This window comes from Grimontia sedimenti (assembly GCF_011045095.1).
GTDB lineage: Bacteria > Pseudomonadota > Gammaproteobacteria > Enterobacterales > Vibrionaceae > Enterovibrio > Enterovibrio sedimenti.
The window spans coordinates 127,796-148,124 of the sequence record NZ_JAALDL010000015.1; the positions used below are offsets into that span (position 1 = coordinate 127,796).

Genomic DNA, 20,329 nt, shown 5'->3' on the forward strand with positions numbered 1-20,329 from the left:
TGATGCCCCCCTTATTGTGCCGATGCTTGACGCACCGCCTCGACGGCATCACCGTCACGCACAAAGCCCTGTCCTTTGGTAATAACGTCCACCGTATCACCAAGGCCTGCCAGCCAAACGCCATTTTGCTCAGCTTTGACGACTTTGGCAGAGACAAAGGCAACCTTGTCACCTTTTAAGGTTTTCACTCCCAAGTTACCTTTTTCATCCAATGCCAGCATTGATGGGCTCAGCTTCACAGCGCTTTGCTGCTCAAGCGCCAGATCCACTTCCGCACTGATACCTGCCGGTAACTTTTGCTCTGGATTTGGGATTTCCAGTTCAATGGTGAAGGTATTGGTTGCCGGAGAGGAGATACTGGATTGGTAGCGCAGACGCCCTTCTTTCATCGCGCCATTAACCAGCAAAATATTGGCTGGCAAATCCGCATCAATATCGCTGATGTGTTTTTCGCTTACATCAGCAGTCACGATGAGAGGATCGAGATCAATCAGAGTCGCCATAGGATCGCCGATGCCAAGATAGTCACCAACTTCTACATTTAGGTCATCAACAATGCCATCAAACGGTGCTTTTACCTCGGTGTGAGACAGTGCCAGTTTGAGGTTCTTCACTGTCGCACGGGCTTCCACCAAATTGGCCTGCGCCAGCGAGAACGCCACCTCGCCTTGAAGCCCTTTTTTCTTCAATGATTGGGCTGCGTTATATTCTTTTTTACGCACCAAAAGCAGTGCCTCAGCGCGTTCGAGTTGCGCCTGACGGTCGGCTTTGTCGATATAAAGCAGTAAATCCCCCTGCTTAACCGAAGCTCCTTTGCGGACAGACACTTTGGTGACCCGTCCTGCAGCTTCCGCCGAAATGGTGGCTGAGCGATCAGGTGCCGTGCGTCCATATAGCGAAATAGAGCGGGTAACCGGCTCTGCGCGGAATGTTTCAACGCCGACTTTCGTTAATGGTGCTGCCGCTGGTTCTTTTTTGTCAGAGTCAGACTGCTCATTGCTATGACCGCTGCCAACCCAAAAGACCAAACCACAAAGTAATACAAGAGAAATGACCCAGGGACGCTGGGAGAGGAAAGACGTTTTCGCGCCTGCATTCGTCATAATCGTTCCATCCTGACGTAGTTACTGCAGTGAAAGAAAATGGACGCTGATCCTGCTGGTCCATTGAAAAAACGCGGCAGCTCCGCTAAGAACTGCCGCGCCTTAAAAAGAGTGTCTTATAGTTTATACACTGAAAGAGGCACCACAACCACAGGTAGTCGTTGCATTAGGGTTATTAACGAAGAAACGTGAGCCTTCTAACCCTTCTGTGTAATCGACGACACCGCCGATCAAATATTGCAGGCTCATTGGGTCAACAACCAAGGTGACACCACTTTTTTCGATGGTCATATCGCCATCGTTGACGCTTTCATCAAACGTGAAGCCGTACTGGAACCCACTACAGCCACCACCAGTGATATACACACGTAGCTTCAGGTTCGGATTTTCCTCTTCCTGAATCAGCGTTTTTACCTTATTCGCTGCGGTTTCAGAAAACTGCAGTGGCAAAGCGGCATCACTCATTGTTACCTCACATTAACTCTTTATATTCTGACCGCATTATCTAATACCTGACTAATTCGTTCAAGTATTGCTCTTCGCACGGAAACTTACTCAGCAATATACACCAAGTTTAAGCCGGATGTGATGCTTACCTCATCATCCATCTCGCACCCTTTAAACGTATCCCGTACAATACGCACCGACAGTGAATTTTCGAGCAAAAGGCCCAGGAAAGAACCATGACAAAATCAGCCGAGCTATTTCAGCAAGCCCGTAAAACCATCCCTGGCGGTGTGAACTCTCCCGTTCGCGCTTTCGCAGGTGTAGGCGGCGACCCTATTTTTATCGAACGTGCTGATGGCGCGTACATTTATGACGCAGATGGAAAAGCCTACATCGACTACGTTGGTTCTTGGGGGCCAATGATCCTGGGTCACAACCACCCAAGCATTCGTGATGCAGTAATCACCGCAGCACAAAATGGCCTGAGCTTTGGTGCACCAACTGCCCGAGAAATCACGCTGGCTGAGCTGGTTAGCAAGCTGGTTCCATCCATGGAAATGGTTCGCATGGTGAGCTCCGGTACCGAAGCGACTATGAGTGCTATCCGTCTGGCACGTGGTTTTACCCGTCGCGACAAATTCATTAAGTTTGAAGGCTGCTACCACGGCCATGCAGACTGCTTGCTGGTGAAGGCCGGTTCTGGTGCACTGACGCTGGGTGAGCCAACCTCTCCGGGTGTGCCTGCAGACTTCGCCAAACACACCCTCACTTGTACCTTCAACGATCTGGACTCAGTGCGTGCCGCGTTCGAGCAATATCCAGAAGAGATTTCGTGCATTATCGTTGAACCTGTTGCCGGCAACATGAACTGTATTCCACCACAGGAAGGTTTCCTGGAAGGGCTTCGCGCACTGTGTGACGAATTTGGCGCACTGCTGATTTTCGATGAAGTAATGACAGGTTTCCGTGTTGCTCTGGGCGGCGCGCAGGCGCATTACAACATCAAGCCGGATCTGACGACCTTAGGTAAAGTTATCGGTGGCGGTATGCCTGTCGGTGCATTCGGTGGCCGTCGTGACGTGATGGAATACATTGCACCAACTGGCCCGGTTTATCAGGCGGGTACGCTTTCTGGTAACCCTGTCGCCATGGCAGCCGGTGAAGCGGCGCTGACCGAGTTGTCAAAAGAGGGCAATGAAGCACATCTTGCAGAGCTGACCAAGCGTTTGGCTGAAGGTTTCAAAACCACGGCTGATAAACACGGCGTTGCTCTGGCGGTAAACCAAGTTGGCGGTATGTTCGGCTTCTTCTTTACCGACAAAGATACCATCAGCTGTTTTGCTGACGTTCAACAATGTGACATTGAGAAATTCAAACGCTTCTTCCATCTAATGCTAGAAGAAGGCGTGTATTTAGCACCGTCTGCTTTTGAAGCAAGCTTCACCTCTCTCGCCCACGGTGAGAAAGAACTGGAAGCTACACTGGCAGCCGCTGACCGCGCGTTTGCAAAGCTGGCAGCAGAATAAATGTCTTTATGATCAAAAAACGGAGCTTAGGCTCCGTTTTTTATTGCCAGTAGATCACGACAAGTACCACAAGGGCGACAACACAAAGTAACGGCAAACTCAGTTTGCGTCGTTTTTTGGACTCGCAGTTGCCTTCGCAACACGCCATCATTTTTGTCCTTTCTCGTTGAATTATCACAACGTATCATAGCTTCCTTACTACACTCTTCTCCACAATTGGTGGAGAGAAACTAAGGAGCCATGCTGTGGCGTCATTCAAGGCCGAACCAAGACACTGGACATTGATAGGTGCACTGCTTCTCGCGGCGTATGCCTGTTACATGCTCATCGCCCCTTACATGGGGTCTATTGTGCTGGCATTTATTGTCTCCCTGCTTTTCTTTCCTCTGCACGAGAAGATAGAAAACAAGCTACCATCTCACCCTAACGTTGCTGCCGCGCTTTCCTGCACGTTGTTGACCGTGATGATTATCATACCCCTGATTTTTGTCGCCGCCGCCATATTGAGTCAGGGCGTTACCTTCTTTACCGGTGCCTACGAGTGGCTTACGCAAGGAGGCGCAAAAGAAATTCTGGCAGCGCCTTTGGTCAAATCAGGCCTGGCTTTAGTGGATAAATGGTTGCCTACCGACTCCATCAACCCTCAGGAATTAGTTGCCAAAGCCGCTTCGACACTGTCAGCAATGAGCTCTCAAATGCTGGGCATGAGTTCAAAAATCTTGGGTGATGTAACAGGCGTATTCGTGAATTTCCTGTTGATGCTGTTCGTGCTGTTTTTCCTGCTCCGCGATCACGACAAGATCATCAACATGCTGCGTCACGTCAGCCCCCTTTCCCGCAGTCAGGAAGATACTTTGTTGGATGAAGCAGAGAAAGTGGCCAAGTCAGCCGTGCTGGGTTCTTTCCTCACTGCACTCGCTCAAGGCATCGTGGGTGGTTTCGCGATGTGGCTTGCCGGGTTTGCGGGTCTCTTCTGGGGCACAATGATGGCCTTTGCCTCGTTTATTCCGGTTGTTGGAACCGCACTTATCTGGCTACCAGCCGCCGCTTACCTACTGTTGATTGGACAATGGGAATGGGCAGCCTTCCTCGCAGGTTGGGGCGTTATCGTGGTGGGCTCGGTCGATAACATCCTGCGTCCTCTGCTGATGCAAGGAAACTCTGGGATGAATACCCTGCTGATTTTCTTCTCACTGATTGGTGGTCTGCATGTGTATGGCCTGATGGGATTGATTTATGGCCCCATCATTTTCTCGCTCACACTGGTACTGTTCCGAATGTACGAAACAGAATTCCACAGCTTCCTTGAGAAGCAAGATAACTGCTGATACTAGGATCTGTTGAGCTTAAGGAACCTAAGGCGCGGCATATTCCCTCACAGGTGACTTTGTGGGAAAATCCGCGCCTCTTTGTTTGATAGCCCCGAGGTATCCATGTCCTACACAGCCCCTAGCCAAATTGCAGCTCGCCAGCTCGAGTATTTCGAAGGCAAACACGTTCTGCTTGCTGGTGAGTTGGAAGATACCTTTGCAACAGAGCTCGAAGGCACTGCTGCAAGCGTCAGCATCTTCACAACCAACCTTGCTTACGCCAATCAAATGCGTCGTTATCAAAACATTGATGTGCAATTTGGTGAAAGCTATCAAGCCACACCTCAGGTCGATATGGTTCTGCTCTACTGGCCGAAGGCAAAAGCCGAAGCTGACTTTCTGCTTTCAATGCTCATGGCGGAGCTTGGCACGGGTACAGAGATAGCCGTTGTAGGCGAGAACCGAAGTGGTGTAAAAAGCATTGAGAAAATGTTTGCGCCCTATGGTCGTGTCACCAAATTTGACTCGGCCCGCCGCTGCAGCTTCTATTGGGGACAATGTGATAACCAGCCAGCACCTTTCGTATTGGAAGACTGGTACAAAAGCTATCCACTCAATGTGGGTGAGCAATCACTGACCATCCGCTCTCTGCCTGGTGTATTCAGTCACGGAGAACTTGATGCAGGTACTCAACTGCTTCTGGATAACTTGCCGACACTGAAAGGCAAAGTGCTGGATTTTGGCTGTGGAGCCGGTGTGATAGGTACGGTGATTAAGCAACGTTACCCCAACGCAGAAATCACCATGGTCGACATCAGCGCGCTAGCCATTGCTTCAGCACGCGAAACCTTGCGTTTTAACAATCTTGACGGAGAAGTTTTCGCTTCTGATGTTTATAGCAATATTGACGGGCACTTCGACCATATCGTGAGTAATCCTCCGTTTCATGCGGGTCTTAAAACGCATTACGCCGCAACTGAAACCCTACTCGAACGTGCGCCAGAATACCTAAACCGCGCTGGTGAATTGACGATTGTAGCCAACAGCTTCCTTCGCTATATGCCATTTATTGAAAAGGCATTCGGTCATTGTGAAACACTGGCCAAGAGTAACAAGTTCGCGATATATCACGCCGCAAAACGCCAGTAACACCAAGGGAGCCAGCTGGCTCCTTTTTTGTTACGGGTTTTAATTCCCGTCAAAAACGTTAATTTTGCGCACTGCCACGGAGTTCATTGATAACTTACTTGCCAAGAAAAATTAAGTCAGTATAAGGGCTGGAGATGGATTAATTTCATATCCGCCTCTTTTAGCTACCGTCAAATTCGACAAAATTCGGCTAAGCAAGGCGTTTTTTGATTTCCGATTTCTCAGGCAGAGACATGCAAAAAAAACAGAAATTCAAGCGACTTCAGCACACACTGATGTTGGCTTTTCTGGTGCTGAGTATTACGCCTCTCACCCTGCTGGCTATTTTCTTCCTTGAATCGCACAGCAGCGATCTTGAACAACAAAGCACCACACACCTATCTTTCCTACGTGACAACAAAAAAGAGCAAATCATCAGCTACTTTGATGCGCGTCACTCGGAAGTAAAATCTTTTAGCCGCTCAGAACTTGCGACCGCCAGTGGCGGGCGCTTCTACGGTTTAATCGCCGCATTCCAACAGCTTGGCGATACGGAAGAAATGGCCCGCAACGTTGCCCGGGAGCGCTATGGCGCCGATTCAAATGCCACGCTGCCACCCGGCGCTAACGACAGCAACTTCATAGGCAGCGAGCGATATCGCCTGCTGCATAAGCGCTATGACTGGGCCTATAAAGAACACCTGAAGCGTTCTGATTTTTCAGATATTTTACTGGTCGACATTCACGGAAACGTGGTTTATTCCGCGTTAAAAGATGACGCTTTTGGCTCAAACCTGCTTTCTGAAAAATGGCGTGAAACCGCAGTAGGTAAAACGTTCTCTGACATCAGGGAGACGGTCGATAGCCCTCTGACAGATAGTGACAATACACCAATCGCTTTCACCGACTACACCCAGCAAGCCAATGGTGAAATGGTGGCGTGGTTTGCTGCACCTATCATGCAGCAGGGCTATTTACACAGTTATGTTTTGTTCAAACTGCCTAATACGGCGTTGGACAAAATGCTTAACAAGACGCCACAGGAAAAGGGTTACATCAGCACCCTGCTGGTGGGCAATGATCTCATCCCTCGTAATTTGGTAACGACAGAAAAACTGGCACCAATTAACAGTACCGCTATTGAAGCCGCTCTCGCAGGTCTTCGTGATGTTGGTAGTTTCCTGAGTCCAGAGAATCACCGCGTATTGGGTGCCTATGCGCCAGTTGATATTCCGGGTACTTCTTGGGCGATCGTCCTCGAGTTACCTGAAGAAGAAGCATTTGCCCGCATCTACCAGTTGGAGAAAATCTTCATAGCGGTCATGGTCATTGCCATTTTGTTGGTGGTGATTGCTTCACACATGCTGTCTAACTCTATCACGGCCCCCTTGCTCAAACTGACCTGGGCCGCAGAGCAAGTTTCAGCGGGTGATCTAGACCAGAAAATTAACAGCACAGACCGTGAAGATGAGATTGGTAGGCTGGCTGTCAGTTTTGCCCGTATGCAGCGTTCAGTGCGCGATAAACTGGCGCTCATCCGCGAGCAAAACAAAGAGCTGGAACAAAATATTCAGGTCATCAAGCAAAAGAACGAAGAGCTTCAACAAGCCGACCGCATGAAAGATGACTTTCTGGCGACAACCTCTCATGAGCTGCGTACACCACTCCACGGCATGGTGGGGATTGCCGAATCCATACTTGCCGGCGCTGAAGGCCCGCTGCCAGAACGCCAAAAGCATCAGCTTCAAATGATCATCAACAGTGGCGAGCGTCTCTCAAATCTGGTGGATGATTTGCTTGATTACCACAAGATGCGTTACGGCGAACTTGAAATCTCTCCGCAAGCCGTCGATACCGCCAATGCGGTGAGATTGGTGATTGAGCTTTCAAGTCACCTTTTGGGCGGGAAACCGGTGCGTATCATCAACCAAGTACCTATTGACCTTCCGCTTGTTCGTGCCGATGAACAGCGTCTGGAGCAGGTGCTGTATAACCTGATTGGTAATGCGATCAAATACACCGATGAAGGCAAGATCATCATCTCTGCCACAGTGCTTGAAGGACAGCTGCGCATTCAGGTTGTAGACACCGGACAAGGTATCCCGTCGGACCAGCTTGAGTATATTTTCGAACCTCTCACACAAGCGAGCGGCAATGCCGCACAGTATCGTCAGGGCGCCGGACTTGGTCTTTCCATCAGTCGTCAGCTCATCGACATCATGGGCGGCCAACTCTACGTATCCAGCCAGCCGATGGTGGGAACAACGTTCAGCTTTACCCTGCCACTCGCAACCGAGGAAGATAAAGCAAAAACCCGTCTCGCCAACAACGCGCATTTCGCTGTGCCGCGGGTAGAGCTTGATCAGGCTGATTACACCCAATTACCGGAAAACCCAGACGGTCCTTTGATTCTGGTAGTTGATGATGAGCCAGTAAACTTACAGGTTCTAAATAACTTCCTGCGTCTTGAAGGCTACCGTGTCAAAGCAGTGGAAAATGGCCGTCAGGCAATTGAGTCCGTTACGATGGAAAAACCATCGCTGATGCTGCTTGACGTCATGATGCCAGAATTAAGTGGCTATGAAGTCTGTAGCCATCTTCGGGAGCGTTACAGCCGGGCAGACCTGCCTATCATCATGCTTTCGGCCTTGGGGCAGGTTCAGGATAAGGTGAAAGGCTTTGATGCTGGTGCCAATGACTACCTGACAAAACCTTTCAACAAGGATGAACTAAGCGCCAGGATCCGCGCTTACATCAATGCTTCACTGACTGAACAGGAACGCGAACATAACCGCACGCTGCAAAAAGAAATCCACTTTAGGGAACAAGTAGAAGCGGGCCTGCGCGAAGTACAAAACAGATTGCTCGGCATGCTGGATAGCGCATCTGAAGGAATTATCTGTGTGCAGGAAAGTGGCAAGATCACCTATGCCAACGATGCGTGTAGTGAAATCTTCCATTTAAGCGCAGAGCAGATTGAACGCCACCAGCTGGATGATTTTCTGGCCATGGCGTTGCCTGAACCAGAATCAAACCGAGGACACTACAGCGGTCAGTTCAGATTTAAAGTCGATGGAGATATTGTCGATATTGACACTGACTTAATCACGCTACCTGAATCATCTGGCTTACAAATGATGCTTATCCTCAACACGGGTAAGAAGGCGTCATCACACCGGGTGCAATTGTTGGAAAATGCCGTCTCGGCACTGGCAGATTATGCCTATGACGGTGACATGGACAAACTGCAACAACTCAGGGAATTAGGTGGTGAATTCACCCGCATGGCCGACCGTTTCTCTGGCAGCAAGCCGGATAAGGCCGATATCCTGCGCGACACTCTGGTCAAAGTCATGAGTGCTACCTTGAATTTCTGGCAGAATTCGACAGGAAAAACCAAGTTTGATCTGGCGGAAGAAAGTGGGCTTTGGCGAGTCTATCTGGATAGAAGCACCCTTCAGACACGAACGCTGGATAAGTACCTCCACGTCGAAACCGTTCCAAAATCGCCGCGTTGGCGTACTGTCATCAGCACTATCGATTTTGTTCTTGAACGTTGCCCTGAAGAAAACAAAGAAAGAAGTGAGCTTGAAGTGCTCAGAGAAAGGCTTCAGGCTTTGATTTCAAGATAATCCAGTCATACCAATAAGCCCCGCACAGGGGCTTTTTTTTCGACATAAATTCCCTCACACTTCATCTCTCAAAAGATAAGCCCAGGCGTGCGCTTGCTCCACTCATGGCAAAATGCATTCTTGCTTTAGCCCTTCTCTCTCGCGCTAGACGCTCCTCAGAGTTGTCTTATCTAAACCTTCGCCAGAGCGCTTGAAAGCCCCTCCATAAGGGCACAGCCGGCGCTTGTATATCGCTATGCAGAGCGACAACCAAACTTAATTTTCGGCGTAAAACCCACAACTCAACACACCTTGCATAGGGCGATTTTGCCGTAAAACACACCGTTAAAAGTGTTCTATTTTTAACCTCAACATAAAAGTGTGAGACTTTTTTTCCGTTTATGAGAAGAGAATCACAACAAAATCAGCCCCCAAATTTTCAGCAGAAAATTAACGACTCAAACAAACGGAGATCGAGATCACTCAATATTTCAATCTCGTTAAAGACCATATTTAGAGGGGGCCAAATGATTAGTAACCACTAACATCAATGGGTAATAAAACCCGAATCAGGACATTTTTTGACCTTAGTCAAATGTGGTAACGCCTTGTCAAAACCGTCAATATTGACGGTTTTGACAAGAGGTAGGTTTCTTTTAACGTTTTTAACGGGCGACCCAATTGACCAAAAAACAGAACCGGAGTTTCCTTACATTGCACTGAGCCTGCACGGCCATGTGGATGACCAAGTTCACTTGAGTGGTTATCCATAGCGGGTTCCGGCCTGACCAAATTGATTACGGTCAGAACCAAGTGGAACAAAGCAACTAGTAAGGAACAGCTATGCTTGCCAATCTAAAGAAAACAAAACTTGCAGTAGCCGTCGTTGCGGCCGCAGCGTCGGTACTGACAGCTCCTGTTGTCAGCGCTGCCGATAGAGTAGAACTAACTATCGTACCTGACTTCTACCCACAACTTACTCGTAACTTCAACCCGTTCTTGCAGAACAACCTGAAGTCGACTCTGGACTTTGTTTACGAGCCACTGGTTATCTTCAACCAGTTGGACGGCAACACTCCAGTAATGCGTCTGGCGAAGGACTACACAATCTCAGATGACCTGAGAAAAGTAACTTTCGAAATCCGTGAAGGCGTTAAATGGTCTGACGGCACACCTTTCACTGCAGAGGACGTGGCATTTACTTACAACCTGATCCGTGAAAACGCAGCGCTTGACCTTGCAGGCAACGCAGCTCTGATCAGCGACGTTAAAGTGAAAGGCAACAGCGTTGAAATTTCGCTGAACGAAGCTAACTCTTCAGCACCTTTCAAACTGGTTCAAACACATCCTGTTCCTAAGCACATCTGGAGCAAGATCGACAAGCCAGAAGCTTTCGCGAACGAAACTCCAGTTGGTTCTGGCCCGTTCACCGAAGTTGATACCTTCACCAGCAACCTGTATGTACAGTGTGAAAACCCTAACTACTGGGATGCTGACAGCGTAGCTATCGACTGTCTGCGTATGCCTCTGATCAACAACAACGACGGTCTTCTGTCTAAGATTGTTGCTTCTGAGCTGGACTGGACTTCTTCGTTCATCCCAGATATCGACGCAGTTTACGCATCAGTGAACAAGAACCACAAATACTGGCCAGCACCAGTAGGCTCTTCTGTTAACCTGCTGGTTAACTTCGAGCACCCAGAAGCAGCTAAGAACGAAGCTCTGACTAACGTTGACTTCCGTCGCGCAATGTCTACTGCTATCGACCGTCAATCAATCATTGACATCGCGTTCTACGGTGCAGGTTCTCCAAACCACTCTGCAGCTGGTATCGCAGCGCTTTACCAAAGCTGGTCTAACCCTGCAACTTACGATGCAGCGAAGAAATTCAACTCATACAACGTTGAGTTTTCTAAAGAACTGCTGAAGAAAGCAGGCTTCAAAGACATCAATGGTGACGGTTTCGTAGAAACTCCATCAGGCAAGAGCTTTGAACTGGCAATCCAGACTCCTTCTGGCTGGACTGACTGGAACAACACTTCACAACTGGCAGCAGAAAACCTGGCAGATGTGGGTATCAAAGCGAAAGCTGTAACGCCTGACTTCTCTGTTTACAACGAAGCAATGGCTGGTGGTACGTTTGACGTAGCTCTGACTAACTACTTCACAGGTCCAGATCCACACCAGACTTGGGACACTGGCTTCCACTCTCGCTTCATGGCGAAAGAAGGTAACCCACGCTTCGCTATGCACCGCTTCAAGAGCGCGGAAGTAGACGAGCTGCTGGAGAAATTCTACTCAACAGCTGACCGTGACGAGCAAGTGGAAATGGCTCACCAGATTGAAAAGATCCTTTCTGACAATCAAGTAGTGATTCCAGTTCTGTCTGCGGCTTCTACTTACCAGTTCAACGAATCACGCTTCACTGGCTGGTGGAGTGCGGACAATGCCAAAGGCCGTCCAATGATTTGGCAAGGTATCAATGAGCGTCTGCTGCACATTCTTGACCTTAAGCCAAAAGCTTAATCTCTAAATCTGGCGGCGCATCCGCGCCGCCTCTTTCCAAAGATAAACAATCGGTACTTTTGACCTTGGAGCTTTAATTCTTTGGTCACGGCTTCGTCGTGCCACTTAAGGTGTGAGTTATGGGATTTTTTCTTAATAGATTAATGTTTTATTTTGGCGCATTGCTTATCGCAATCACGCTGAATTTTATTTTACCACGTGCAATGCCCGGCGACCCGGTGACCATGATGTTTGCCAACGCGAGTGTACAGGTAACCCCTGAACGTATCGCGGCAATGAAAGCACTTTTGGGTTTCGTTGATGGCCCTATCCACGTTCAGTTCCTGACTTACGTGAAAAGTATTTTCACTTGGGAGCTTGGCGTATCTACCCAATTCTATCCAATGACTGTTAACGAGCTGATTGCTAAGTCTCTGGGTTGGACTCTGTTCCTTGCAGGTACTTCCGTAGTGATGGCGTTTTGTATCGGTTCAGTGGTTGGTATCTTCGCGGCATGGCGCCGTGGCAGTCGCTTCGACTCATTCGTATCTCCAGGCTTTATGGCCTTACAGGCAATTCCACCTGTTGTTATCGGTATGCTTATCCTTTTCATATTCGGTATCACACTCAAGTGGTTCCCGACATCTTACGGCATGCCAGAGGGTGCAATCCTCGACTTCACCAGCTGGGAGACTTACAGCGGTATTCTCTACCACGCTTTTCTTCCTCTGTTCTGTGCGACCATCGCACAAATCGGTGGCTTCCTTATCAACATGCGTAACAACATGATCAACTTGTTGGCGGAAGACTACATCACCATGGCTAAGGGTAAAGGCCTTTCCGAGAACCGCGTTGTCTTCAACTACGCCGCTCGTAACGCCCTGTTGCCAACCGTGACTGCGCTATCTATGGCGCTCGGTATGGCGGTTGCCGGTCAGCTGGTTGTAGAAATGATTTTCCAATACCCAGGTTTGGGTACTGCGATGCTTAATGCCGTTAACGGCCGTGACTACCAAGTACTGCAGGGCCTGCTGATCATCCTGACCATCGTTATGCTGTGCTTCAACTTCATCGCTGATGTTCTCATCGTTTTGCTTGACCCACGTCTGCGTAAGGGAGGCAAATAATCATGAAAGATTTTCTTAATATTATTCGCGGTAATACAAAAGCTCTGGTAGGTGTCATCTTAATTCTGATGTTTATCATCGCCGCTGTGTTTGCACCGTTTCTTTCTCAGTACGACCCGCACAAGCGCACGGGCGCACCACACGAATACCCAGGTTTTGTCGTCAAAATGGCACAGGCTAATCCAGATGGCTGGGTAGCCGAGAACCTGGCAGATAACCAACGTCGTCTGCGCATGTCAAAAGATGGTGAACACGTGATGGGTACTACCCGTCTTGGCCGCGACATCTGGTCTCAGGTGGTTCACGGTGCGCGAACGTCACTGTTCGTTGGCTTCACTGCAGGTATCTTCGTGTGTGTGGTTGCCACCATCATGGGTATCTCAGCAGGTTACTTTGGCGGACGTGTAGATAACGTGCTGTCAGGTGCGATGAACGTCATGCTGGTTATGCCTCAGCTTCCAATCGTGATGGTAGTGGCAGCATTCGTCGGGCAGGCAGGTCCGCTCACCATCGCCTTGGTAATAGCCTTAACCTCCTGGGCATGGGGCGCCAGGGTAATCCGCTCCCAGACACTGGCAATTCGTGAGAAAGAGTTCGTTAAAGCCGCAGAAGTGCTTGGCGAATCCCGCACTCGCATCCTGTTTGTTGAAATCCTGCCGAACCTTATCCCTCTGGTAGGTGCAAGCTTCATCGGCTCTGTGATGTACGCCATCCTGACTGAGTCTGTGCTCTCGTTCATCGGTATGGGCGATCCGAGCGCAGTGAGCTGGGGTTCAATGCTGTACAACGTACGTACCTCTTCAGCAATGCAACTGGGTATCTGGTGGGAAGTACTGGCACCTTGTTTGGCGCTGAGCTTGCTGTCTCTTGCACTGGCACTGGTTAACTTCGCAGTCGATGAAATCGCTAACCCGCAGTTGCGTGCACAAAAAGGCCTTAAGCGCTGGAAGAAGATGCAAGCAGCAGAAACTCAGTCACGTGCAGAAACTGAGCTGACTCCACAAGTAGCAATGAGCGGAGAGAAATAATGAGCGACGCACAACTACAAATCCGCAACCTATGTGTTGACTACATTACTGACGCGGGCGATGTCCGCGCAGTAAACAACGTAAGCTTTGATATTGGTAAAGGCGAAGTATTCGGTCTGGCCGGTGAGTCTGGCTGTGGTAAATCCACCGTTGCATTCTCGCTGATGCGTCTTCATAAGCCGCCTGCATTCATCAGCGGCGGTGAAGTACTCTTCAACGGTGAAGACATCATGAAATACAGCGATGAGCGCATGAGTCGCTTCCGCTGGAAAGAAATCTCCATGGTGTTCCAGTCAGCGATGAACGCCCTGAACCCAGTGCTTACCATGGAAGAGCAGTTCTGTGACGTTATCATGCGCCACACCAACATGACCCGCGAACAGGCAAAGCGTCGCGCAGAAGGTCTGTTGGAAATCGTTGATATCCACCCAAGCCGTTTGACCGACTACCCGCACCAGTTCTCTGGTGGTATGCGTCAGCGTCTGGTTATTGCGATTGCACTGGCTCTGAATCCGAAAATGATCATCATGGACGAGCCGACAACGGCGCTGGACGTGGTGGTTCAGCGCGAGATCCTGCAAAAGATCCACGCACTGAAAGAAGAGTTTGGTTTCTCGATTCTGTTCATCACTCACGACCTGTCACTGATGGTCGAGTTCACTGACCGTATCGGCATCATGTATGCCGGCCAGTTGATTGAGGTGGCACCATCGAAAGAAATCCTCAAAAACCCTTATCACCCTTACACCGAAGGTCTGGCTAGCTCATTCCCTCCACTGACGGGTCCAAAAACACACCTTTCCGGTATCCCAGGTAACCCATTGAACCTGCTTGAGATCCCACAAGGCTGTCGTTTCCAGGCTCGTTGCGGAAAGACCAAAGACACCTGCTTCAAAGTGGCTAACACACTGACTCAGGTAGAGCCAAACCGTTTCACCAACTGCCACCTGTTTACAGGCAAGTAATTGGCTTTAGCGACTTGTAGGAGTGAGCAATGACTAAAGAATTAGGCCAACCGATTGTTGAAGGCAAAAATCTAGTAAAAGATTTCCCTATCAGCAGTAATGCGCTGAACAAGCCAATGATGCGCGCACTGAATGACGTGTCATTCAAACTGTATAAAAGCCGCGGTCTGTCGGTAGTAGGTGAATCTGGTTCAGGTAAATCTACCTCAGCAAAAATGATCGCCAAGATGTATGCACCAACCTCTGGTTCTATTGAGTACAAAGGCCGCGACATCGCGACGATCACCAAGAAAAACGATCTGATGACCTATCGCGAAGGTGTTCAGATGGTATGGCAAGACCCGTTCGGTTCTCTGAACCCAACACACACCATTTTCCACCACATCGCGCGTCCACTGCACATTCACAAGAAAGCGAGCAGCAACCCGAAAGAACTGGAAGAACAAGTGTATGACCTGCTGAATCAGGTTGGTCTGACACCGCCAAAAGAAACCGCACAGAAGTACCCTCACCAGCTTTCTGGTGGCCAGCGCCAACGCGTTAACTTGGCGCGTAACATCGCTGTAGGTGCTGAAGTTGTGCTGGCTGACGAGCCAACCTCCATGCTCGACGTGTCTATCCGTGCAGGTGTATTGAACCTGATGGAAGAGATGAAGTTCGAGAAGGAAATGGCGCTGCTGTACATCACGCACGACATCGCAACTGCACGTTACATCGCAGAAGATCTGGCGGTTATGTACGTTGGCCACATGGTGGAATGGGGTGACTGTGAAGAAATCATTCACCGTCCACAACACCCATATACACGCCTGCTGGTTTCCGCAGTACCGGATCCTTCGAAATCTATCCACACCGAGCTGGAAGGTAATAAAGGCGAAATTCCTCTATGGACGCCGGATTCTGTTGGCTGTCCATTTGCTGGCCGCTGTCTGCACGCGACAGAAAAATGTCGTCAGGCGTTACCTCCAGTCACCAAGCTGGCGGATAACCACTTCGTTCGCTGCTATCTGTTCGAGTGAGCCTCGGGCTAGAGTTTTAGGAGGTAAAATGCAGCTGTTGATCAATCATATCGGCTATGAGCGCTTCGGCAATAAACAAGCGCTGATCCTTGCAAAGCAAGAAGTCACTGCAACACATGCCGATATTGTAGATTGCCAGACTGGGCAATCAGTGATGCAGCTGCCTGTTTGTGCTTGTGGTTCTGTAGACCAATGGCATACCGGCGACGTTTACCGTATCGATTTCTCTGCACTCAATGAGTGCGGAGATTTCTTCGTCAAAGTAGGAGATGTTTTGTCTCCGGCTTTTTCTGTCGCAGAAGGTATCCTGTTTGATCGCACCTTTTCTGATGTGATCCACTACTTCAAATCCCAGCGTTGTACAGGCACGTTTGATCAGCGCGATCGCACTGCGCCCCTTCTTGGCACAGATCGTCACGTTGATGTTCATGGCGGTTGGTATGATGCGTCAGGTGACGTTAGTAAATACTTCAGCCACCTTTCATATGCTAACTATTTAAACCCTCAGCAAATTCCGATGGTTGTCTGGAATATGCTGAATACTCTGGAAACCCTTTCTTCGGAACTGGCTCCATTCTCTAAAACCCGTCTGCATGATGAAGCGCTGTTTGGTGCAGATTTTCTCGTTCGCATGCAGGACGCAGAAGGTTTCTTCTACCTGACCGTGTTCGACAAGTGGAGCAAAGACCCGTCTCAACGTGATATCTGCGCTTATGAAACCCAGCAAGGTCACAAGACCAATGCATTCCAGGCTGGTTTCCGTCAGGGTGCTGGCGTAGCAATCGCAGCACTTGCCGCTGCCGCGCGCTTTGGCGTTAACGGCGAATACGATGTTGAGACTTACCAAAAGACGGCAGAAACGGGCTACTGGCATCTAAAAGAAAACAATACGTCTTACCTGGACGATGGTCAGGAAAACACCATCGACTTTTACTGCGCGCTGCTGGCAACAACAGAACTTTTCAAACTCACCGCCAGCGAGTCATACCTTGAAGAAGCGCGTTATTGGGCAACCCGCCTTGCCGAGCAACAACAGAGTGATGAATGTATTAAGCACTTCTGGTCCGCTAACGGTGATGGTTCTCGCCCATATTTTCATGCTGCTGAAGCAGGCTTGCCTGCGATTTCGCTGATGCAATACCTTCAGGTAGAAGGCGATGACACACTGAAAGCGAAATATACGGAAACCCTTTTCAATGCGCTGAACTTTGAGCTCAGCATCTCCACCGAAGTGAACAACCCGTTCGGTTATCCGCGTCAATACATCAAGAATGTCGACGCAGAAAAGCGCACCAGCTTCTTCGTGGCCCAGCGCAACGAGACCGGATACTGGTGGCAAGGTGAAAATGCGCGTCTGGGTTCACTGGCTGCCATGGCATTTATGGCCACCAGCTATGTGTCTGACGAAGAGCAAAAAGCCAAGCTTCGTGAATACGGTCAACATGCCCTGAACTGGATTGTGGGACTCAACCCTTACGACATGTGCATGTTGGACGGCCATGGCCGCAACAACCCTGACTATCTGCCTGATCTTGGCTTTATCAATGCCAAAGGTGGCGTGTGCAACGGCATTACGGCTGGCTTTGAAAACGAGCATGACATCGCTTTCAAACCGGAAGGCCAGAAAGATGACATGCTGCAGAACTGGCGTTGGGGAGAGCAATGGATCCCACATGCAGCTTGGTATCTATTAGCGATTGCCATGCAAAAGAAGGATGTTGCCCATGGGTAATTTCTTCTGCGGCGTAGACGGTGGTGGTACTTCCTGCCGCGCGCGTATTGTTGATGAACAAGGCCAGTTTTTGGGTGAAGCCAAAACCGGCAGTGCCAACATCCTTTTGGGTGTGGAACTGGCGATGGAGAACATCCAAAGTGCTATTGCTCAAGCGGCTGAACAGGCTGGGATCACCGACCTTTCCACCCTTTCTGTCGGTCTGGCATTAGCAGCAGCCGAGCAACGCTCGGCCTGGCAGGCCTTTATGTCTCTGCCGCACCCTTACAAACACATGACTCTGAACACTGACGGTTATGGCGCGTGTATGGGCGCATTCAGCGGTGATAACGGTGCCATCGTTATCGCTGGCACAGGCTCTGTCGGCATCTATTTAGAAAACGGTCAACAGCATGTTGTCGGTGGCCGTGAATTCCCAATCTCCGATCAAGGCGGTGGCGCAGTTATGGGACTGCGCCTGATCCAACAAACACTGCTGGCACACGATGGTCTTCGCACCAGCTCAGCTCTGTCCGATCACGTCCTTGCGCATTTCAACCACGACCTCGACGCCATTGTTGAATGGTCCAAAACCGCAAAACCTCGCGATTACGGCCAATTCAGTCCGAAAGTATTCGAACTGGCAATGGAACGAGATGAACTTGCCATGGAATTACTGCAAGGCTCTGCTGATGATGTGGAGCGTCTTATCCTCGGTTTGAACCGTAAAGGCGCAACGCAAATCGCGCTGATGGGCAGCATTGGTGAACGCATTGTTCGCTGGCTGTCTCCAGCGGCCCAGTCTTTGCTGGTAAAACCCCAGGCGGATGCCATGGCCGGCGCTATTTTGATGGCGCGCGGTAACCACAATCTTTATCCGTTTTCGAGGTGAGCCATGAACTTTCGCCTAGACCTCAATGTTATTGAAGCGACGCCAAGTGAAAGCCGCTTTGCGTTAGTGCTTCATAACCTTTCTGAAACTAACATCCAGAACTGGCAGCTGACATTCAGCGCCAGCCGCTATGTGCTGCCAACGTCAGTGTCTCACGGCACCTTAAAACAGATTGGCAGTCTGTGCATTTTTGAAACGGGCGAACCTTTAAACGCAAACGATCATCTGTACCTCGAGTTCAGCCATCCTACCAAGCCTTTCTCGATGCATGATGAAGGCATTGGTGATGCATGCCTGTTAATCACCACAGAAGATGGCGTGAAGGCCGTGCCAGTTGAAACAACACCAATCAATCTCGGCACCCAAACACCAGAACGCCTTCCACTGACACTTCCAGAACCGAAAGCGATCAATCTGATCCCTCAGCCTAAAGCGCTGGTGGTAAAGCAAGGCCAGTTTGCGCTGACTGACGACATCGCGATTCAATCTGACAGTGATATCAGCAAGCCTGCAGCACGTTGGCTGGCAGACGAGATGTCTCAACACCTTCGCCGTGATGTCACCATCAAGCAAGAAGCTCAAATCCGTCTGGTTCAGGATAAAAACCTGAAGCCAGAGCACTACCGGGTAAGCGTAACCCTTCAGGGAGTAAAGATTTCAGCATCGAACGAGGCAGGCTTTGCCCATGGTGTAGCGACAGTACTTCAATTGCTGCCAACACAGGCGTCGCATCGTCATTATTTCGATTACGCCCTGCCATGCGTTGAAGTTGAAGATCATCCCCGCTTTGGTTACCGCGGCATGATGCTGGACTGTGCACGTCACTTCCACCCTATCAGCCGTGTGAAAAACCTGATCAATCAACTGGCTCGCTTTAAGTTTAACCATTTCCATTGGCACTTAACCGATGACGAAGGCTGGCGAATTCAGATTGATGCGTATCCGGAGCTGACGGAAATCGGTGCTTGGCGTGGGCCATTCGAAAGTATTGAGCCTCAGTACACTTCGCTGTCCAAGATCCACGGTGGTTTTTACACCAAGGACGAGATCCGTGAAGTCATTGCCTATGCCGCAGAGCGAGGCATCACTGTTGTACCGGAAATTGATATCCCGGGTCACTGCCGTGCCGCTATCAAATCCCTGCCACAACTGCTGGTTGAAGATGCCGACACCTCAGCGTATCGCAGCATCCAGAACTACAACGACAATGTGCTGAACCCAGGTCTCAAAGGCACTTACACCTTCTTAGAAACCGTTCTAAAAGAAGTGTGTGAGCTTTTCCCTGCGCCTTACGTGCACATCGGTGCTGACGAAGTGCCAGAAGGCGTGTGGATAGACAGCCCTGCATGTCAGGCCTTGATGAGAACCCACGGCTACAAAGACTTCAAAGATCTTCAGGGTCATGTTCTGCGTCACTGTGAAGATTTCCTCAGCACCAAAGGCAAACAAATGTTTGGCTGGGAAGAGGCCGTGTTTGGCAACAAAGTCAGCAAAGACACAGTGATCTTCTCTTGGCTGAATGAACAATCCGGCGTCGACTGCATTCGCAACGGTTACAACGTTGTGCTTCAGCCAGGCCACGAAACTTACTTGGATATGGCACAAGACTACTCGGCTTGTGAGCCGGGCACAGACTGGGCCTGTAAGGTACCGCTTGAAAAAGCCTACCACTATGAGCCTTTCGCTAACTCAACCGTCACCACAGAAGAGTTTGGGAAAGTGAAAGGAATTCAATGCGCACTTTGGTGCGAGATGACCAATACCCAAAGCCGCTTCGAGTACATGATCTTCCCTCGCCTTCTGCGATCGCAGAAGTGTGTTGGAGCGCCAAGGAACAGCGGGACTGGGCAGATTTCCAAGCCCGTCTCAGCGGACAACTGCAGTACCTGGATCGTCTGGGTATTAACTATCGTCGGTAATTACTTCAATTTTTTGAGATTTGTAGAAGGATACACGC

General features: G+C 49.8%; 13 protein-coding genes and 1 pseudogene. 12 read left to right on the plus strand and 2 right to left on the minus strand.

Features of this window, described 5'->3' with window-relative positions:
- Positions 1 to 11 precede the first annotated feature (11 nt).
- Together G5S52_RS18260 and erpA are read right to left on the minus strand one after the other, a co-directional pair.
- A complete protein-coding gene (locus G5S52_RS18260; protein WP_165017147.1) occupies positions 12 to 1,103 on the minus strand; it encodes an efflux RND transporter periplasmic adaptor subunit in 1,092 nt (363 codons plus the stop codon).
- Positions 1,104 to 1,226: 123 nt separating this feature from the next.
- Positions 1,227 to 1,568 (minus strand): iron-sulfur cluster insertion protein ErpA, encoded by a 342-nt coding sequence (gene erpA, locus G5S52_RS18265; protein ID WP_165017150.1) that lies wholly within the window; start codon positions 1,566 to 1,568, stop codon positions 1,227 to 1,229.
- Between the two features lie 218 nt (positions 1,569 to 1,786).
- On the opposite strand from erpA, the gene hemL reads away from it, so the two are divergent.
- From hemL to G5S52_RS18325, 12 genes and pseudogenes are all read left to right on the plus strand, one after another.
- Positions 1,787 to 3,076 carry a glutamate-1-semialdehyde 2,1-aminomutase gene (gene hemL, locus G5S52_RS18270; protein ID WP_165017153.1) on the plus strand — a complete coding sequence of 430 codons (1,290 nt, stop codon included), beginning with the start codon at positions 1,787 to 1,789 and terminating at the stop codon, positions 3,074 to 3,076.
- Positions 3,077 to 3,321: 245 nt separating this feature from the next.
- A complete protein-coding gene (locus tag G5S52_RS18275; protein WP_165017156.1) occupies positions 3,322 to 4,404 on the plus strand; it encodes an AI-2E family transporter in 1,083 nt (360 codons plus the stop codon).
- A 105-nt stretch (positions 4,405 to 4,509) separates the two neighbouring features.
- Complete coding sequence (gene rsmC, locus G5S52_RS18280) at positions 4,510 to 5,535, plus strand: 16S rRNA (guanine(1207)-N(2))-methyltransferase RsmC (RefSeq protein ID WP_165017159.1); 1,026 nt, start codon at positions 4,510 to 4,512, stop codon at positions 5,533 to 5,535.
- Positions 5,536 to 5,768: 233 nt separating this feature from the next.
- Positions 5,769 to 9,146, plus strand: coding sequence for a response regulator (locus tag G5S52_RS18285; protein WP_165017162.1), 3,378 nt, complete (start codon positions 5,769 to 5,771; stop codon positions 9,144 to 9,146).
- Positions 9,147 to 9,968: 822 nt separating this feature from the next.
- A complete protein-coding gene (locus G5S52_RS18290) occupies positions 9,969 to 11,651 on the plus strand; it encodes an ABC transporter substrate-binding protein (protein WP_165017165.1) in 1,683 nt (560 codons plus the stop codon).
- Between the two features lie 119 nt (positions 11,652 to 11,770).
- Positions 11,771 to 12,757, plus strand: a complete 987-nt coding sequence (locus tag G5S52_RS18295; protein WP_002540447.1) for an ABC transporter permease — start codon at positions 11,771 to 11,773, stop codon at positions 12,755 to 12,757.
- Positions 12,758 to 12,759: 2 nt separating this feature from the next.
- Positions 12,760 to 13,785, plus strand: coding sequence for an ABC transporter permease (locus G5S52_RS18300; protein ID WP_165017169.1), 1,026 nt, complete (start codon positions 12,760 to 12,762; stop codon positions 13,783 to 13,785).
- Entirely contained in the window at positions 13,785 to 14,750 is a 966-nt protein-coding gene (locus tag G5S52_RS18305) for an ABC transporter ATP-binding protein (RefSeq protein ID WP_002540449.1), read from the plus strand. The genes G5S52_RS18300 and G5S52_RS18305 overlap by 1 nt, the downstream gene beginning before the upstream one ends.
- 29 nt (positions 14,751 to 14,779) lie before the next feature.
- Positions 14,780 to 15,769 (plus strand): ABC transporter ATP-binding protein, encoded by a 990-nt coding sequence (locus G5S52_RS18310; protein WP_002540450.1) that lies wholly within the window; start codon positions 14,780 to 14,782, stop codon positions 15,767 to 15,769.
- A gap of 28 nt (positions 15,770 to 15,797) precedes the next feature.
- Positions 15,798 to 17,501, plus strand: a complete 1,704-nt coding sequence (locus G5S52_RS18315) for a glycoside hydrolase family 9 protein (RefSeq protein ID WP_165017172.1) — start codon at positions 15,798 to 15,800, stop codon at positions 17,499 to 17,501.
- Positions 17,494 to 18,372, plus strand: a complete 879-nt coding sequence (locus G5S52_RS18320) for a glucosamine kinase nucleotide-binding domain-containing protein (protein WP_165017175.1) — start codon at positions 17,494 to 17,496, stop codon at positions 18,370 to 18,372. The genes G5S52_RS18315 and G5S52_RS18320 overlap by 8 nt, the downstream gene beginning before the upstream one ends.
- Positions 18,373 to 18,375: 3 nt before the next feature.
- Positions 18,376 to 20,291: pseudogene (locus G5S52_RS18325) on the plus strand (beta-N-acetylhexosaminidase).
- Positions 20,292 to 20,329: the final 38 nt, after the last annotated feature.

What these genes read in the sequence shown, in the direction of transcription:
- G5S52_RS18260 (WP_165017147.1), bottom strand. Translation starts at nt 1,103, where the DNA reads ATGACGAATGCAGGCGCGAAAACGTCTTTCCTCTCCCAGCGTCCCTGG.
- erpA (WP_165017150.1), bottom strand. Translation starts at nt 1,568, where the DNA reads ATGAGTGATGCCGCTTTGCCACTGCAGTTTTCTGAAACCGCAGCGAAT.
- hemL (WP_165017153.1), top strand. Translation starts at nt 1,787, where the DNA reads ATGACAAAATCAGCCGAGCTATTTCAGCAAGCCCGTAAAACCATCCCT.
- rsmC (WP_165017159.1), top strand. Translation starts at nt 4,510, where the DNA reads ATGTCCTACACAGCCCCTAGCCAAATTGCAGCTCGCCAGCTCGAGTAT.
- G5S52_RS18285 (WP_165017162.1), top strand. Translation starts at nt 5,769, where the DNA reads ATGCAAAAAAAACAGAAATTCAAGCGACTTCAGCACACACTGATGTTG.
- G5S52_RS18290 (WP_165017165.1), top strand. Translation starts at nt 9,969, where the DNA reads ATGCTTGCCAATCTAAAGAAAACAAAACTTGCAGTAGCCGTCGTTGCG.
- G5S52_RS18295 (WP_002540447.1), top strand. Translation starts at nt 11,771, where the DNA reads ATGGGATTTTTTCTTAATAGATTAATGTTTTATTTTGGCGCATTGCTT.
- G5S52_RS18300 (WP_165017169.1), top strand. Translation starts at nt 12,760, where the DNA reads ATGAAAGATTTTCTTAATATTATTCGCGGTAATACAAAAGCTCTGGTA.
- G5S52_RS18305 (WP_002540449.1), top strand. Translation starts at nt 13,785, where the DNA reads ATGAGCGACGCACAACTACAAATCCGCAACCTATGTGTTGACTACATT.
- G5S52_RS18310 (WP_002540450.1), top strand. Translation starts at nt 14,780, where the DNA reads ATGACTAAAGAATTAGGCCAACCGATTGTTGAAGGCAAAAATCTAGTA.
- G5S52_RS18315 (WP_165017172.1), top strand. Translation starts at nt 15,798, where the DNA reads ATGCAGCTGTTGATCAATCATATCGGCTATGAGCGCTTCGGCAATAAA.
- G5S52_RS18320 (WP_165017175.1), top strand. Translation starts at nt 17,494, where the DNA reads ATGGGTAATTTCTTCTGCGGCGTAGACGGTGGTGGTACTTCCTGCCGC.